The sequence below is a fragment of the Sandaracinus amylolyticus genome (genome assembly GCF_021631985.1).
GTDB classification, from domain to species: Bacteria; Myxococcota_A; Polyangia; order Polyangiales; family Sandaracinaceae; genus Sandaracinus; species Sandaracinus amylolyticus_A.
In genome coordinates this window covers 3,279,209-3,292,441 of sequence record NZ_CP070225.1, presented here as the reverse complement: position 1 = coordinate 3,292,441, position 13,233 = coordinate 3,279,209, and the positions used below count along the sequence as shown (strand labels likewise).

Sequence of the window (13,233 nt, the reverse complement as noted above, 5' to 3'; positions counted from 1 at the left end):
GCCCCATGACCGAGCGTCGCGTCGCACGGCTCGATCCCTCGATGCGCGCGGTCGTGCGCACCCAGCGCGAGCTCTTCTACGACGCGGGCGCGGACCCTTCGCTCGATCGACCCGCGCACGTGCGCTCGGGCTCGGGGCTCGCGTGGCTCGGCTCGCGCCTGGTGATCGCGCAGGACGACGCGAGCTTCCTCGCGCTGCTCGATGCATCGCTCGCGCACGTCTCGTCGATCACGCTCGATCACGTCGTCGACGGTGCGCGGCAATTCGACAACGTCCGCGGCAACAAGAAGCAGAAGATCGATCTCGAGGCGTGCTCGGTGCTCGCGTGCGACGGGCGCGAGCTCCTGGTCGCGTGGGGCTCGGGATCGCTCGCGCCGCGCGAGCGGCTCGTCGTGCTGGAACGCGATGCGGATCGCGCGCGCGTCGTCGAGGCCAGGCCGCTCTACGAGCATCTCCGCGAGCACGTCGAGTTCGCGGGCAGCGAGATGAACATCGAGGGCGCGACGATGATCGGCGGCGACCGCGTGCGTCTCTTCCAGCGCGGCAACGGCGCGCCGCACGGCGATCTCGTGCCGCTCGACGCGACGGGCGATCTCGATCTGCGCGCGCTGCTCGCGTGGATCGACGATCCGACGCGCGCGGTGCCGGCGCTGCGCGACGTGGTGCAGTGGGATCTCGGTCGCATGGACGGCGTGCGCCTCACGTTCACCGACGCGTGCCCGGCCCCGAACGGATCGATCGCGTACCTCGCGGCGGCGGAAGCCTCGCCCGATGCGATCGAGGACGGAGTCGTGGTCGGTGTCGCGATCGGCGTGATCGATGCGCACGGCGTCGCGCGCTACGCGCCCATCACGACGCCCGACGGCGTGCCCTTCGTCGGCAAGTGCGAGGGCCTCGCGTGGGCGCCCGGCGCCGCGGGACGACGGGCGCTGGTCGTCGTCGATCGCGACGATCCGAACGCGCCGTCGGAGCTCCTGGAGCTCGACCTCGAGGGATTTCCCGAGGGCTCTTGACGTTGGAATGGTTGAGGATCCAGGATCCTCGCGACATTTCCACATCGGATAGGTCGAGAATCACTCGACGCAGGAGGAACGACGATGGGTCTCCACATCGGCAGCACGGCGCCCGACTTCGAGCAGGACTCCACCGAGGGCCGCATTCGATTCCACGAGTGGGCCGGCGACAAGTGGGTCGTGCTCTTCTCGCACCCCGCCGACTACACGCCGGTCTGCACCACCGAGCTCGGCCTCGTCGCGCGCCTCAAGGACAAGTTCGCGCAGCGCAACGCGAAGGTGATCGCGCTCAGCGTCGACCCCGTCGACTCGCACCTCGGCTGGGTGAAGGACATCGAGGACACGCAGGGCGTGAAGATGAACTATCCGATCCTCGCCGACGGGGATCAGAAGGTCAGCAAGCTCTACGACATGGTGCATCCGGAGTGCGATCCGAAGATCACCGTGCGCTCCGTCTACTTCATCGACCCGAAGAAGAAGATCCGCGCGACGTTCACGTATCCGCCGAGCGCCGGGCGCAACTTCGACGAGGTGCTGCGCGTCCTCGACTCGCTGCAGCTGACCGACAACCACTCGGTCGCGACGCCGGGCAACTGGAAGGACGGAGACGACGTCGTGATCGTCCCGTCGCTCAAGGACCCCGAGGTCATGAAGCAGAAGTTCCCCAAGGGCTGGAAGGAGCTGCGCCCCTACCTGCGCATGACTCCTCAGCCCAACAAGTGATCACGACGCGCGCGTGAACGCCTGATCACGCAGCGTCGCGACCGGGAGGAGCGGCCGCGGTCTCCGGAGCCGATGCGGAGACGGGTCGCTCCTTCTTCGTTCCGTCGGTCGGCGCGGGCGCGACGATCTGCAGCAGTGCGATCTTGCCGATCGCGATCACCGCGACCGCCGACGACGCCGCGTGCAGGAACGCGTCCGACGACGTGAAGGTCGCGACCGCGAGCATCACGACGGCGGCCGCCTCCACGGCGACCACGAAGACGGAGTCGAGCACGCTGCCGCGCGTGCCGATGCCGATCAGCGCGATGACCAGCACGAACATCGTCGACAGATCGTGGTGGATCCAGTCCGCGATCGAGGCGACGCAGAGTGCCGCGATCAGGGCGAGCATCCCCACACGCATCGTGCGCTGTGTGATCTCGCGGTCGGTCCCCGAGCTCGTCTTCTCGCTCATCGCCCCCTCCGTACGCGCGAGACGGTACCACGCCGGCCATCACGAACGAGGGTTGCCCGTTTCTTGCTGAGCTTGCGATGGGGCATGGTTATGCAAGCACTCTCGACCGCGACCGTGAGGCACGAGGCCACAAGAGAAGCGCCCAAGCGCGCAGGGACGCCCATCGATCCTTCGTGGATCCTCGGGATGCTTCGACGCGGATGGCGCGTCCTCGGTGCCGCCGCGCTCGGCGGTCTCGTCGCCGGCGGCATCGTCGCGATGCTGCTCATTCCGTCGACTTGGGAGAGCGAGGCGATCGTCGTCGCCGACGTGGAGACCAATCCAGCCGACCCCTGGGCGTCGCAGAACGCGCTCAGCGAGGGCGCCGAGCTGATGATGCACCCCTCGACCCTCGCGGCCGTTCGGGCGCGCGTGGGCGCGGAGGAGACGGTCGAGGCGCTCGCGCGGCGCCTCGAGGCCGAGGAAGATCGCCAGGCGGGCGTGATCCGCGTGACCGCGCGCGACGGATCGCGCGAAGGGGCCGCGACCCTCGCGAACGCGATGGTGGACTCGTTCCTCGATCTGCGGCGCGAGAGCGAGCGCGCGCGCCTCGCCGAGCGTGCGCGCCTGCGCCGGCTCGAGCTGGCGTCGGCGGAGCAACAGCTCGCCGATGCGCGCGCCGAGTACGACACGTTCCGTCAGGGGCACGGGATCAGCGACCTCACCGCGCAGCAGGAGGCCGCGATCGCCGAGGCGGCGCGCCTGAGCTCGGAGGCGGACGAGGAGAGTGTCGCCGCGATCAGCTCGGCGGCGCGCATGGACGTGCTGCGTCGCGAGGCGCGGCGCCTGCCGGCGATGACGACGTCGAGCGCGAGCAGTACGGATCTCGTGCAGTCGGAGCTCGCGGAGGCGCGCGCCGAGCTCGCGCGGGCGAGGGCCCGCTACACCCAGGATCATCCGACGGTGCAGGGCCTCGAGGCGCGCGTCGCGACGCTCGAGCAGGAGCGCCGTCGCGGGGGTCGCGCGGTGCGCACCGATGCGACGACGTCGACGAACCCGATCCGCGACGAGCTCGAGGGCAACGTCGCGATCGCGGCCGCCGATCGCGCGACGGCGGAGCAGCGCGAGGAAGGGCTGCGTCGCCTCGCGGAGCAGGCGCGCGAGCGGGTGCGCGAGCTGACCGAGCTCGAGGGCCAGGCGAGCCTGCTCCTCGCCGCGGTGCGCATCGGCGAGACGCAGATCGAAGAGCTGCGGCGCGACATCGCGGAGGCCGAGGATCGGCTCGGCGATCCGCCTCCGGGCTACCACGTGGCGGCCCGCGGCGCGCTCGCGGACTCGCCGCTGCCGTCGAAGAACCGCTTGCTCGCGTGGGTGCTGCCGCCGCTGCTCTCGATGCTGGTGGCCTTCGGCATCGTGTTCTTCCGTGAGCGTGGTGGGCCGCGCACGCAGACCGCGTCGGAGGTCGCGTGGTGGGGCCACGCGCCGGTGATCGGGACCACGACGTGGCCGCGCGATCCCCAGGCGCTCGATCTCCTCGTGGCCGAGCTCGAGGATCTCGGCAGCTACGCGGCGGGGCGCACCCTCGTCGTGCCCGCGACGCCGAACGAGAAGGACCTCGCGACGGAGTTCGCGGCCAAGCTCGCGGAGGCGCCGTGGCTCGCGGCGGGCGTGCTCGACGTCGACGAGGCGCCGCGCACCGATCCGTCGCGCCAGCTGCTCGCCGACAACGTGCGCATGCCCGGCCATCGCCCGACGCTGCCGATGCCGATGATCGTGACGCCGGCTCCGGCCGACGCGGCGAGCGCGAGCGAGAGCGATCCGTCCACGCGGGTGCGGCGGGCCACGGTGCAGCTGATGATGGCCAACCCGCCCGCGAGCGCGCCGTCGAGCGATCTGCCGGTGGTCGCCGAGGCACCGCGCTCGAAGAAGATCTCCGGTCGCTTCACGCTGAGCGCGCCGACCGTGCTCGTCGGGCCCGACGTGCGCGTCGGGAGCATCGTGCGCGTCGGCGAAGATCCGGTGCAGACCGCGGCCGCGGTGTGGACGCGACCGCCGGCCGAAGCGAGCGCGGAGCAGCGCACCATCCACGTGAGCGGCACGGTCGACGACGGCCGTGGCGCGCCGCAGCCCTTCGAGGTCCGCGCCGAGGCGCCGGCGAAGCAGGACGCGGTGCTGATGCTCGCGATGCGCATCCTCGGCGACGTCGATCCCGAGGTCGGTCGCGCGACGATCCTCGATGCGCGTCCGCCGAAGCACCGCGCGATCGATGCGACCGAGTCGCGTGCGCCGCACGAGCAGGCGGTCGCGCTCGCGTGGACCGGCGCGATGGAAGGCCCGACGCTGCGCCGCGCGGCGCGCCTCGCGGATCGAGTGATCGTGCTGGTGCGCGAGGGCACGCTCTCGCCCGCCGATCTCGTGAAGCTCCAGGTGCGGCTCGGGCGCGAGGACGCGATCGGCTTCCTCGTGGTCGGTGCCGACGAGGAGTCGGCGAAGGGCCCGGATCGTGTCGGCCCGGTCGCGGAGTTCTGGACGACGCGCAAGCGTCTTCCGGGCTGACTCCTCGCCGGAGTGCTCGTCCCGCGGGTCCCGGACCGCCGGCGAGCCGATGTTCGACGGTCTTCGACTCCGACGTTCGAGCGCGAGCGCGTCGCCTGCGAGTCAGGCGGCGCGCTCGATCGTTCTCGAGATCGCGCGGACGAGCTCGGGCCATTTCGGCTCGGGCAGGTCGTGCGCGAGATCGTCGATGACGTGCAGATCTGCGCCCGGGATCGCCTTCGCGGTGGCGAGGCCGTGCGCGATCGGGACGAGCGGATCGAGCGCGCCGTGCACGATGGTCGCCGCGATCCGGAGCTCTCGGAGCGCGGGTGAGCGCGGCCGCGACGCGAGGATCGCATCCAGCTGTCGCGCCGTGCCGAGGCGATAGCTCGAGCGATCGTAGGACTCTCCCGCTCGCTCGCGCACCCGCGCTTCGTCGAAGTACTTCGGACTCCCGATCACGCGGAAGAGCGCGACGACCTGATCGATCGCCTGCTCGCGCGATCGCGGCGCCGGGCGCAGCAGCATCGTGCGCGCGGCGTGGGTCGGAGGCGGGAGTCGGTAGTCGCCCGGGCTCGACATGACCGACGTGAGCGAGAGAGTCCGACTCCGATGCTCGATGGCGAGCGTCTGGGCGATCATTCCGCCCATCGAGACTCCGACCACGTGCGCAGCGCGGATGGAGAGTCCGTCGAGCACTCCGACCGCGTCTCGCGCCATGTCGGAGAGCGTGTATGCGGAGCGCGCGAAGCCCCAGGGCCGGAGCATCAGCGTGCGCGGAATCGAGGGCAGCGGCGCGCCGTGGATCTTCGTCGAGAGCCCGACGTCGCGATTGTCGAATCGAATGACGTGCAGGCCCAGCGACGCGAGCGATTCGCAGAATTCGGTGCGCCACGCGATCATCTGCGTCCCGAGCCCCATCACGAGGAGCACGGCGGGATCGCGCGAGTCGCCGAACGTGTCGTAGTGGAGCGTCAGCCCGTTCGAGACGATCTCGGGCATGTCACCACTCCCCGACGTTCGACATCGACTTCCAGGGCTCGATCGGCGTCAGCGCTCCACCACGCTGCAAGAGCTCCACGGAGTGCCCGTCGGGCGACTTCACGAACGCCATTCGCCCATCGCGCGGCGGACGATGGATGACGACTCCGGAGTCGCGCAGGTGGGCGCACGTCGCGTGGATGTCGTCGACCTCGAACGCGAGATGTCCGAAGAACCGCCCGGTCGGATAGGGCTCCTCCTGATCCCAATTGTGCGTCAGCTCGATCTGCGCCGAGTCGCCTTCCGCGCCGGTCGCGAGGAAGACGAGCGTGAATCTCCCGGCCTCGTGATCGCTGCGCCGGACTACGCGCAGGCCGAGCTTGGTGACGAAGAAATCCAACGCAGCGTCGAGATCTCGAACGCGCAGCATCGTGTGCAGGAAACGCATGAGACGAGGATAGCGTGGCCGGAACGGGCTTTCAGTCGCACACGACTCCTACGCTGGCACATTGACAAGCACTCTCGAATCGAATACTTGGGAAATCGTCGCGATTCGCGTACTCACGGACACAACCCCCGAGCAGGGCGGCCGCTCCGGACGAAACGGTGTCGACCCAGTGAGCGGCGAATACCGGGAGCAGCCGAATCGAGCTCGGAGTCGCGGCGACGGAACGGAGCGCAGATGAGCCTTACGCAAGAGATCGAAGCCCGCATCGAGAAGTTCGTATCCGAGCTGAACGAGCTCGTGCGGAAGCAGGCGCTGGACGCGGTGGCCAGCGCGCTCGGCACGGGCGGCGCTCCGGTGCGCCGTGGCCCGGGCCGTCCGCCGAAGTCGGCGGCTGGAAATGGCGCGGCCGCCGCAGTGTCGGCCCCGGCGCCCAAGGCGCGTGCGGCGAAGGCGCGCAAGAAGGGCGAGAAGCGGACTGCCGACGAGCTCGCGCAGCTCGAGGGCTCGCTCGAGAATTTCGTGCGCACGAATCCCGGCCAGGGAATCGAGGCGATCGGCAAGGCGATCGGTTTCGCGACGGCGGAGCTCGCGCGCCCGATGAAGAAGCTCGTGCAGCGCGGCTCGGTGCGCACCGAGGGCGAGAAGCGCGCGACGAAGTACTACCCGAGCGAGGGTGGCGCGGCGTCGGCGAGCGCGAGCGCGAGCGCGGGCGAGGCCGCCGCTCCGAAGCGCCGTGGTCGTCCGCCGGGCAAGGCGAGCAAGAAGAAGGGCAAGAAGAAGTGATCGCGCCGAGCGCGTGAGTCCGGCTCACGCGCGATCGGCTCGAATCTCGAGAGGGCCTGGGCACCGCGGACGCGGTGCACCGGGCCTTTTTCGTGTCATGCGCCGAATGCGAAAGAGCCCGGACGTCGGCTGACGATCCGGGCTCTCTCGGTTGTGGCAGCGCTCAGATCGCCGGTCCGCCGCAGTAGTCGCTCGCGTCGGGGCAGAGACGCGACGAGTCGCACTGCAGGGCATCCGTGCACGGGTACGTGCAGGTGTTCGGGATGCCGCCGACGACTCCGCAGATCGCGCCCGGTGCGCTCGTGCAGTCGCTCGCGAGCCCGCTCGCGCACTCCTGTGCGAACGCCAGGACTGCCTCGCACGTGGTCAGCGCCTCGTTGATCCCGCAGTACGTCTCTCCAGTCACGCCCGACAGCGTCGTGCGAGCCGTGATCGGGACGCCGTAGGGGCGCGAGCAGCCGAGCGACATGCGACGGAGGCAATAGGCTCCTTCGCGCGGGGTGCCCGCGAAATTCATCGGGACGCAGTCGTAACCGACGGCACAGTGGCTGTCGGCGACGCATGCGCCGCACGGGCCGACCGAGCCGCGAACGTCGCTGTCCGAGCAGCTCCCGTCGGGAAGGCACACGAACGTCGGCGTGCAGATCGCCTCTTCGGTGTCGGGCGTGCAATCGACACACGCGCCTTCGTGACATTCGTGCAGCCCGAGGCGCGTGCACTGCTCGTCGGTCGTGCACTCGCCGCACTCGCCCGCGGTGCACACCGGCGCCTCGGAAGTCGTGCACTCCACGTCACCGAGGCACTCGAGACAACGTCCGCTCGACACGTCGCAGTGCTCGAGATCGCACTCACCGCCACAGGGCCCCGCGTCAGGGCCACTGTCGCGGCCGTTCAGGCCCCCGTCTCCGCCGCCGTCGGCGTTGCCGACGCACCCTTCGGTCTCGGAGTAGCGCTGTCCTTCGGGGCAGCTCGTGGTCTCGGGGCAGCCCCCGAGCATCGTCGCCGCGAGCACGATCCAAGCGAGATGAGAGAAGCGACTCATTCGTTCGACTCCCGCGCTCTCAGAAGCGACCCGAGACTTCGATACCGGCGCTCGTCGGCGACACCGTCACCGTCGTCGTGACCGGCTGCACGATCATCACCACCGCACCACCGATGATCGCCGCGATGCCGACGCCCAGGAGCACACCGCTCTGCGCGCCGAAGCTCACGTACTCCGTGCCTTCGTCGCCCCATGCATCGCCCTCGACCGCGAGCGTCCACACCGGCGAGATCAGCGCACCGATTCCCGCCGCGATCAGACCGCCGCCGATCAGGAAGTTCGACCAGTGCGGCTCGTCGCGCGTCTCGACCGGAGGCAGGGTCGTCCCGTCGTCGCCGCCGATCACGTCGCCGGCCGCGCTCCCTCCGCCGCCGTGCGTCGGATCCTCGCCCTCGCCGGGCGTCAGCGTGATCGCGATCTCCCGCTCCTCGTGGCGGTCGATCGTGATCTCTCGCGTCACCGAGCGATAGCCCTCGAGGGTCGCGCGCAGCGTGTGCACGCCCGAGCGCGTCAGTCTGCGGATCGGCGAGCGACCGAGCGACGCACCGTCGAGCTCCACGAACGCACCGGGAGGCGTCGTGGTCACGACGATGTAGCCCTGCTGCGCCGCGGCCCAGCGATCCCACGCGGCGGTGAACGCGGCGCGGGTGGCGGCCGCGACGTCGCCCGCGACGACCTCCGCCTGCCCGCCGACCGACTCGCCGTCCTCGAGGCCGATCAGCGCGACGTTCACCATCGTGATCCGTCCGCCGACCCACGCGATCTCCGTCAGCACCGCGAAGCCGGTGCCGAGGAATCGATTCACCGCCGCCGCGCAGTCGATCGCCGCGCAGTCGCGCACCGGCTGACCCATCATGCGCAGCTGCGCGTCACGCGGGCCGAGCACGACGTTGCCGTGCTCGCGCAGCTCCTCGGTGACGATCGCCTGCACCTGCTCCCGCGCGGCCTCGGGCGCCGTCGTCGAGGGCGATGGGAGCATCACGCACGTCTCTGTCTGCGCGCGAGCGAGCGAAGGAAAGGCAGCGGTCACGGGAACGACGCTCGACAGCGCGATGGCCGCGAGCGCGAAGGAGAGGAGCAGATCACGTCTCATCGCGAGAGCACCCTCCGGGAGCCGTGCGTGCTCCCGAGCAGCCCGTGGCAGAGACCCACACGCTGCGACCCAAACCCCCGAACGAAGCCAGCGAGCGCAGCATAACGAAGCGAGCATCCTCCGGCGCACTTCTCTGGACGCACCACCGCGCTCCCGTCCCGGCCGGTAGCATCCGTGGATCACACCAGCAAGCGGGGGGACCCCCGTGTGTTGCGCGCTCGGAGGCGCGGGGGTAGAGCGCTCCGCCATGTCGGGACCGACCCCAGGCACCGAGGACGCCGGCCCACCGTCGGGCGGCGCCGCCACCACCGCGCCGATCGGGGCAGAGACCACGAGCGACTCGCGCGGCCACGGCGGACATCATCACCACGGTGCGCTCGGCACGCTGGCGCTCGGCGCGCTCGGGGTGGTGTACGGCGACATCGGGACCTCGCCGCTCTACGCGCTGCGCGAGTGCTTCCACGAGTCCTCGGGGATCACGCCCACGCACGAGAACGTGCTCGGCGTCCTCTCGCTCTTCGTGTGGGCGATGACGCTCGTCGTCGTCGTGAAGTACATCTTCTTCGTCACGCGCGTGGACAACCAGGGCGAGGGCGGGATCCTCGCGCTGCTCGCGCTCGTGCTGCCCAAGCGCGGTCCGCGTGTGGGCTGGCTCGTGCTGATGGGCCTCTTCGGCGCGTCGCTGCTCTACGCCGACGGCATGCTCACGCCCGCGATCTCCGTCGTGTCGGCGGTCGAGGGCATCGAGCAGATCGAAGGTGTCGGGCACCGTCTCGACGACTGGATCGTGCCGATCGCGATCGCGATCCTCGTCGTGCTCTTCCTGGCGCAGAAGCGCGGCACCGGCGGCGTCGGCATGATCTTCGGGCCGATCATGCTGCTCTGGTTCGTGGTGATCGGCGCGCTCGGCGCGGTGCAGGTGGTGCAGCATCCCGAGGTGCTCGCCGCGATCTCGCCGCACCACGCGGTCACGTTCTTCGCGCGTCACCAGCTGATCGGATTCCTGGTGCTCGGCAGCGTCGTGCTGTGCATCACCGGTGGCGAGGCGCTCTATGCCGACATGGGGCACTTCGGGCGGCGCCCGATCGTGCTCGCGTGGTTCGCGGTCGCGTTTCCCGGGTTGATCCTCAACTACCTCGGGCAGGGCGCGCTCCTGCTCGCGCATCCCGAGCACGCCCACGCGCCGTTCTTCTCGATGGCCGCGGGCTGGATGCGCATCCCGCTCGTGATCCTCGCGACGCTCGCGACGGTCATCGCGTCACAGGCGCTCATCTCGGGCGCGTTCTCGCTCACGCGCCAGGCGATCCAGCTCGGGTACCTCCCGCGCCTCGAGATCCGACACACGTCGAGCATGACCGAGGGCCAGGTCTACCTGCCCGAGGTGAACCGCATCCTCATGGTCGCGTGCATCGCGCTCGTGATCGCGTTCCAGAGCTCGAGCCGCATGGCCGCGGCGTACGGCATCGCGGTGACCGGCACGATGGGCATCACGACGGTGTTGTTCTACGTCGTGGTGCGTAAGTGGTGGGGCACGGCGCGCGCCGTCGCGGTGTGCGCGCCGATGTTGGTGGTGGACCTCGCGTTCTTCGGAGCGAACGTCGTCAAGATCGCGAGCGGTGGTTGGGTCCCGATCGTGGTCGCGTTGGGTGTGCTCGCGGTGATGACGAGCTGGAAGAGGGGGCGCGAGCGCGTCGCCCGTTTCCTGCAGAATCGCTCGGTGCCGCTCGACGAGTTCATCCCGCGCATCGAGCGCGAGAGCCCGTTCCGCGTGAAGGGCACTGCGGTGTTCATGACCGCGTCCGCGAACGGAACCCCGCCGGTCTTGGTGCACCACTATCGGCACAATCAGGTCCTGCACGAGCAGATCATGTTGCTCAGCATCCAGGTGCAGGACGTGCCCTTCGTGCCCAAGGACGAGAGTGTGAGCGTCGACGATCTCGGGCACGGGATCTATCGAGTCACCGCGAAGTACGGCTTCATGCAGTCACCGAAGGTGACCGACATCCTGCGCGCGGCGGAGAAGAAGCACGGGCTCTCGACGCGACCCGAGAAGACGAGCTTCTATCTCGGTCGAGAGAAGCTCGTGGTCACGAAGAACCCCGGCATGGCGCAGTGGCGGAAGGTGCTCTTCACGTTCCTCTCGAGGAACGCGCGTCCCGCGTCGGACTACTTCAAGCTGCCACCCGACCGCGTGCTCGAGATCGGCATGCAGCTCGAGCTCTGACATGGCGGACAGCGCAGCCAGCAGCTCCTCGCACTCGCACGCGCATGCGCACGGAGGGCACCATCACCGCACCGGTGCTCTCGCGCTCACGCTCGGCGCGCTCGGCGTGGTGTACGGCGACATCGGCACCTCGCCGCTCTACGCGCTCCGCGAGTGCTTCCACGGGCCGCACGCGGTCGCGCCGACCACGGCGAACGTCTACGGCGTGCTCTCGCTCTTCTTCTGGACGCTGACGCTCGTCATCGTCGTGAAGTACCTCGGCTTCGTCACGCGGGCCGACAACGGCGGGGAGGGCGGCACGCTCGCGCTGCTCGCGCTGGCGCTGCCGAAGCGCGGCGTGCGCCCGACGGTCCTGGTGGTGATGGGGCTCTTCGGGACCTCGCTGCTGTGCAGCGAGGGGATGCTCACGCCCGCGGTCTCGGTGCTCAGCGCGGTCGAGGGCCTCGGCGGTGTCGCGCACGGGATGCAGCGCTTCGTCGTCCCGCTCGCGCTGGTGATCATCGTGGTGCTCTTCCTCGCGCAGAAGCGCGGCACGGGGCGCGTGGGCGCGGTGTTCGGGCCCGTGATGGTCGTGTGGTTCCTGACCATCGGCGCGATGGGCGTCTATTGGATCGCGCAGCGCCCCGAGATCCTCGGCGCGCTCTCGCCGCACCACGCGGTCTCGTACTTCCTGCGCAACGGGCTCGACGGGTTCTGGATCCTCGGCAGCGTCGTGCTCTGCGTCACCGGCGGCGAGGCGCTGTACGCGGATCTCGGGCACTTCGGGCGCACGCCGATCCGCAATGCGTGGTTCAGCGTCGTGATGCCCGGCCTCGTCCTGAACTACTTCGGTCAGGGCGCGATGTTGCTCGCGCACCCGGAGCGCGCGGAGGACTCGTTCTACGGGCTCGTCGGCGATGCGTTCCGCATCCCGCTCGTGCTCCTCGCGACGCTCGCGACGGTGATCGCGTCGCAGGCGCTGATCTCGGGGACGTTCTCGCTGACGCGCCAGGCGATCCAGCTCGGATATCTGCCGCGCCTCGAGGTGCGTCACACGTCGAGCGAGACCGAAGGGCAGATCTACGTGCCCGAGATGAACCGGCTCTTGATGGTCGCGTGCATCGCGCTCGTGCTGGTGTTCCAGACGAGCTCGAGGCTCACCGCGGCGTACGGCATGTCGGTGATGGGCACGATGACGATCACCAGCGTGCTCTTCTTCCTGGTGGCGCGTCGTTGGTGGGGCCCGGCGCGCGCGGGGGTCCTCTGCGCGTTGATGCTCGCGGTCGACATCCCGTTCTTGCTCGCGAACGTCGACAAGCTCCCGCACGGCGGCTGGTTCCCGATCGCGACGGCGGCGGTGATGCTGGCGATCCTGACGACGTGGAAGGCGGGGCGCGATCGCGTCGGGCGCTTCTTGCGGGAGCGCTCGCGGCCGCTCGACGAGTTCCTCGACGAGGTGGACGCGAAGGATCCGATCCGCGTGCCCGGCACTGCGGTGTTCATGACGTCGCAGCTGGGCGGCACGCCGCCGGTGCTGCTCCATCACTTCAAGCACAACAAGGTGCTGCACCATCAAGTCGTGCTGCTGAGCGTCGTGACCGACGACGTGCCGACGGTGCCGCGCCGAGAGCGCGTGAAGGTGGAGCGACTGCGCGAGAACTTCTTCCAGGTGACGGCGCACTACGGGTTCATGCAGTCGCCGCGGGTGACGGACATCCTGCGTGCCTGTCACGAAGAAGGGCTGCACACGAAGCCCGAGGACACGAGCTTCTATCTCGGTCGAGAGAAGCTGGTGATCACGAAGAACCCGGGGCTCGCGCACTGGCGCAAGGTGCTCTTCTCGTTCCTCTCGAGGAACGCGCGACCCGCGACGGATTTCTTCCGACTGCCGCCCGATCGTGTGGTCGAGATGGGCATGCAGCTCGAGCTCTGACGGGAAACGCGTGCCGGTGATCCACCGGGAAGGACGCGGCGCGATC

General features: G+C 69.7%; 11 protein-coding genes. 6 read left to right on the top strand and 5 right to left on the bottom strand.

What is annotated here, in order from left to right; translation table 11 throughout:
* The first annotated feature begins 5 nt into the window (after nucleotides 1-5).
* Both I5071_RS13615 and I5071_RS13610 read left to right on the top strand, forming a co-directional pair.
* Nucleotides 6-1,013: a DUF6929 family protein gene (locus I5071_RS13615; RefSeq protein WP_236605873.1), complete on the top strand. Its 1,008-nt coding sequence runs from the start codon at nucleotides 6-8 to the stop codon at nucleotides 1,011-1,013.
* 84 nt (nucleotides 1,014-1,097) lie between these two features.
* A complete protein-coding gene (locus tag I5071_RS13610; protein WP_053233701.1) occupies nucleotides 1,098-1,736 on the top strand; it encodes a peroxiredoxin in 639 nt (212 codons plus the stop codon).
* 25 nt (nucleotides 1,737-1,761) lie between these two features.
* Here I5071_RS13610 and I5071_RS13605 read toward each other — a convergent pair whose 3' ends face one another.
* On the bottom strand, nucleotides 1,762-2,190 hold the full coding sequence (locus tag I5071_RS13605; protein ID WP_236605872.1) for a hypothetical protein: 429 nt from the start codon (nucleotides 2,188-2,190) through the stop codon (nucleotides 1,762-1,764).
* A 186-nt stretch (nucleotides 2,191-2,376) separates the two neighbouring features.
* On the opposite strand from I5071_RS13605, the gene I5071_RS13600 reads away from it, so the two are divergent.
* Nucleotides 2,377-4,725 carry a hypothetical protein gene (locus I5071_RS13600; protein WP_236605871.1) on the top strand — a complete coding sequence of 783 codons (2,349 nt, stop codon included), beginning with the start codon at nucleotides 2,377-2,379 and terminating at the stop codon, nucleotides 4,723-4,725.
* A gap of 102 nt (nucleotides 4,726-4,827) precedes the next feature.
* Here the strand turns inward: I5071_RS13600 and I5071_RS13595 are convergent, their stop codons facing one another.
* Together I5071_RS13595 and I5071_RS13590 are read right to left on the bottom strand one after the other, a co-directional pair.
* Entirely contained in the window at nucleotides 4,828-5,706 is an 879-nt protein-coding gene (locus I5071_RS13595; protein WP_236605870.1) for an alpha/beta fold hydrolase, read from the bottom strand.
* A 1-nt stretch (nucleotide 5,707) separates the two neighbouring features.
* Nucleotides 5,708-6,133, bottom strand: a complete 426-nt coding sequence (locus I5071_RS13590; protein WP_236605869.1) for a VOC family protein — start codon at nucleotides 6,131-6,133, stop codon at nucleotides 5,708-5,710.
* A 234-nt stretch (nucleotides 6,134-6,367) separates the two neighbouring features.
* On the opposite strand from I5071_RS13590, the gene I5071_RS13585 reads away from it, so the two are divergent.
* On the top strand, nucleotides 6,368-6,916 hold the full coding sequence (locus I5071_RS13585; protein WP_236605868.1) for a DNA-binding protein: 549 nt from the start codon (nucleotides 6,368-6,370) through the stop codon (nucleotides 6,914-6,916).
* Nucleotides 6,917-7,079: 163 nt separating this feature from the next.
* Here the strand turns inward: I5071_RS13585 and I5071_RS13580 are convergent, their stop codons facing one another.
* Nucleotides 7,080-7,958 (bottom strand): hypothetical protein, encoded by an 879-nt coding sequence (locus I5071_RS13580; RefSeq protein ID WP_236605867.1) that lies wholly within the window; start codon nucleotides 7,956-7,958, stop codon nucleotides 7,080-7,082.
* Nucleotides 7,959-7,977: 19 nt separating this feature from the next.
* Nucleotides 7,978-8,937: a PEGA domain-containing protein gene (locus I5071_RS13575; protein ID WP_236605866.1), complete on the bottom strand. Its 960-nt coding sequence runs from the start codon at nucleotides 8,935-8,937 to the stop codon at nucleotides 7,978-7,980.
* A gap of 361 nt (nucleotides 8,938-9,298) precedes the next feature.
* Here I5071_RS13575 and I5071_RS13570 point away from each other — a divergent pair, with 361 nt between their 5' ends.
* Both I5071_RS13570 and I5071_RS13565 read left to right on the top strand, forming a co-directional pair.
* Nucleotides 9,299-11,275 (top strand): potassium transporter Kup, encoded by a 1,977-nt coding sequence (locus I5071_RS13570; protein ID WP_236605865.1) that lies wholly within the window; start codon nucleotides 9,299-9,301, stop codon nucleotides 11,273-11,275.
* 1 nt (nucleotide 11,276) lies between these two features.
* Nucleotides 11,277-13,187, top strand: a complete 1,911-nt coding sequence (locus I5071_RS13565; RefSeq protein WP_236605864.1) for a potassium transporter Kup — start codon at nucleotides 11,277-11,279, stop codon at nucleotides 13,185-13,187.
* The last annotated feature ends 46 nt before the right edge of the window (nucleotides 13,188-13,233 follow it).

Excerpts from the sequence above, each read along its gene's own strand:
- I5071_RS13600 (WP_236605871.1), top strand. The coding sequence starts at position 2,377 with ATGCTTCGACGCGGATGGCGCGTCCTCGGTGCCGCCGCGCTCGGCGGT.
- I5071_RS13570 (WP_236605865.1), top strand. The coding sequence starts at position 9,299 with ATGTCGGGACCGACCCCAGGCACCGAGGACGCCGGCCCACCGTCGGGC.
- I5071_RS13565 (WP_236605864.1), top strand. The coding sequence starts at position 11,277 with ATGGCGGACAGCGCAGCCAGCAGCTCCTCGCACTCGCACGCGCATGCG.
- I5071_RS13580 (WP_236605867.1), bottom strand. The coding sequence starts at position 7,958 with ATGAGTCGCTTCTCTCATCTCGCTTGGATCGTGCTCGCGGCGACGATG.
- I5071_RS13610 (WP_053233701.1), top strand. The coding sequence starts at position 1,098 with ATGGGTCTCCACATCGGCAGCACGGCGCCCGACTTCGAGCAGGACTCC.
- I5071_RS13575 (WP_236605866.1), bottom strand. The coding sequence starts at position 8,937 with ATGCTCCCATCGCCCTCGACGACGGCGCCCGAGGCCGCGCGGGAGCAG.
- I5071_RS13615 (WP_236605873.1), top strand. The coding sequence starts at position 6 with ATGACCGAGCGTCGCGTCGCACGGCTCGATCCCTCGATGCGCGCGGTC.
- I5071_RS13590 (WP_236605869.1), bottom strand. The coding sequence starts at position 6,133 with ATGCGTTTCCTGCACACGATGCTGCGCGTTCGAGATCTCGACGCTGCG.
- I5071_RS13585 (WP_236605868.1), top strand. The coding sequence starts at position 6,368 with ATGAGCCTTACGCAAGAGATCGAAGCCCGCATCGAGAAGTTCGTATCC.
- I5071_RS13595 (WP_236605870.1), bottom strand. The coding sequence starts at position 5,706 with ATGCCCGAGATCGTCTCGAACGGGCTGACGCTCCACTACGACACGTTC.
- I5071_RS13605 (WP_236605872.1), bottom strand. The coding sequence starts at position 2,190 with ATGAGCGAGAAGACGAGCTCGGGGACCGACCGCGAGATCACACAGCGC.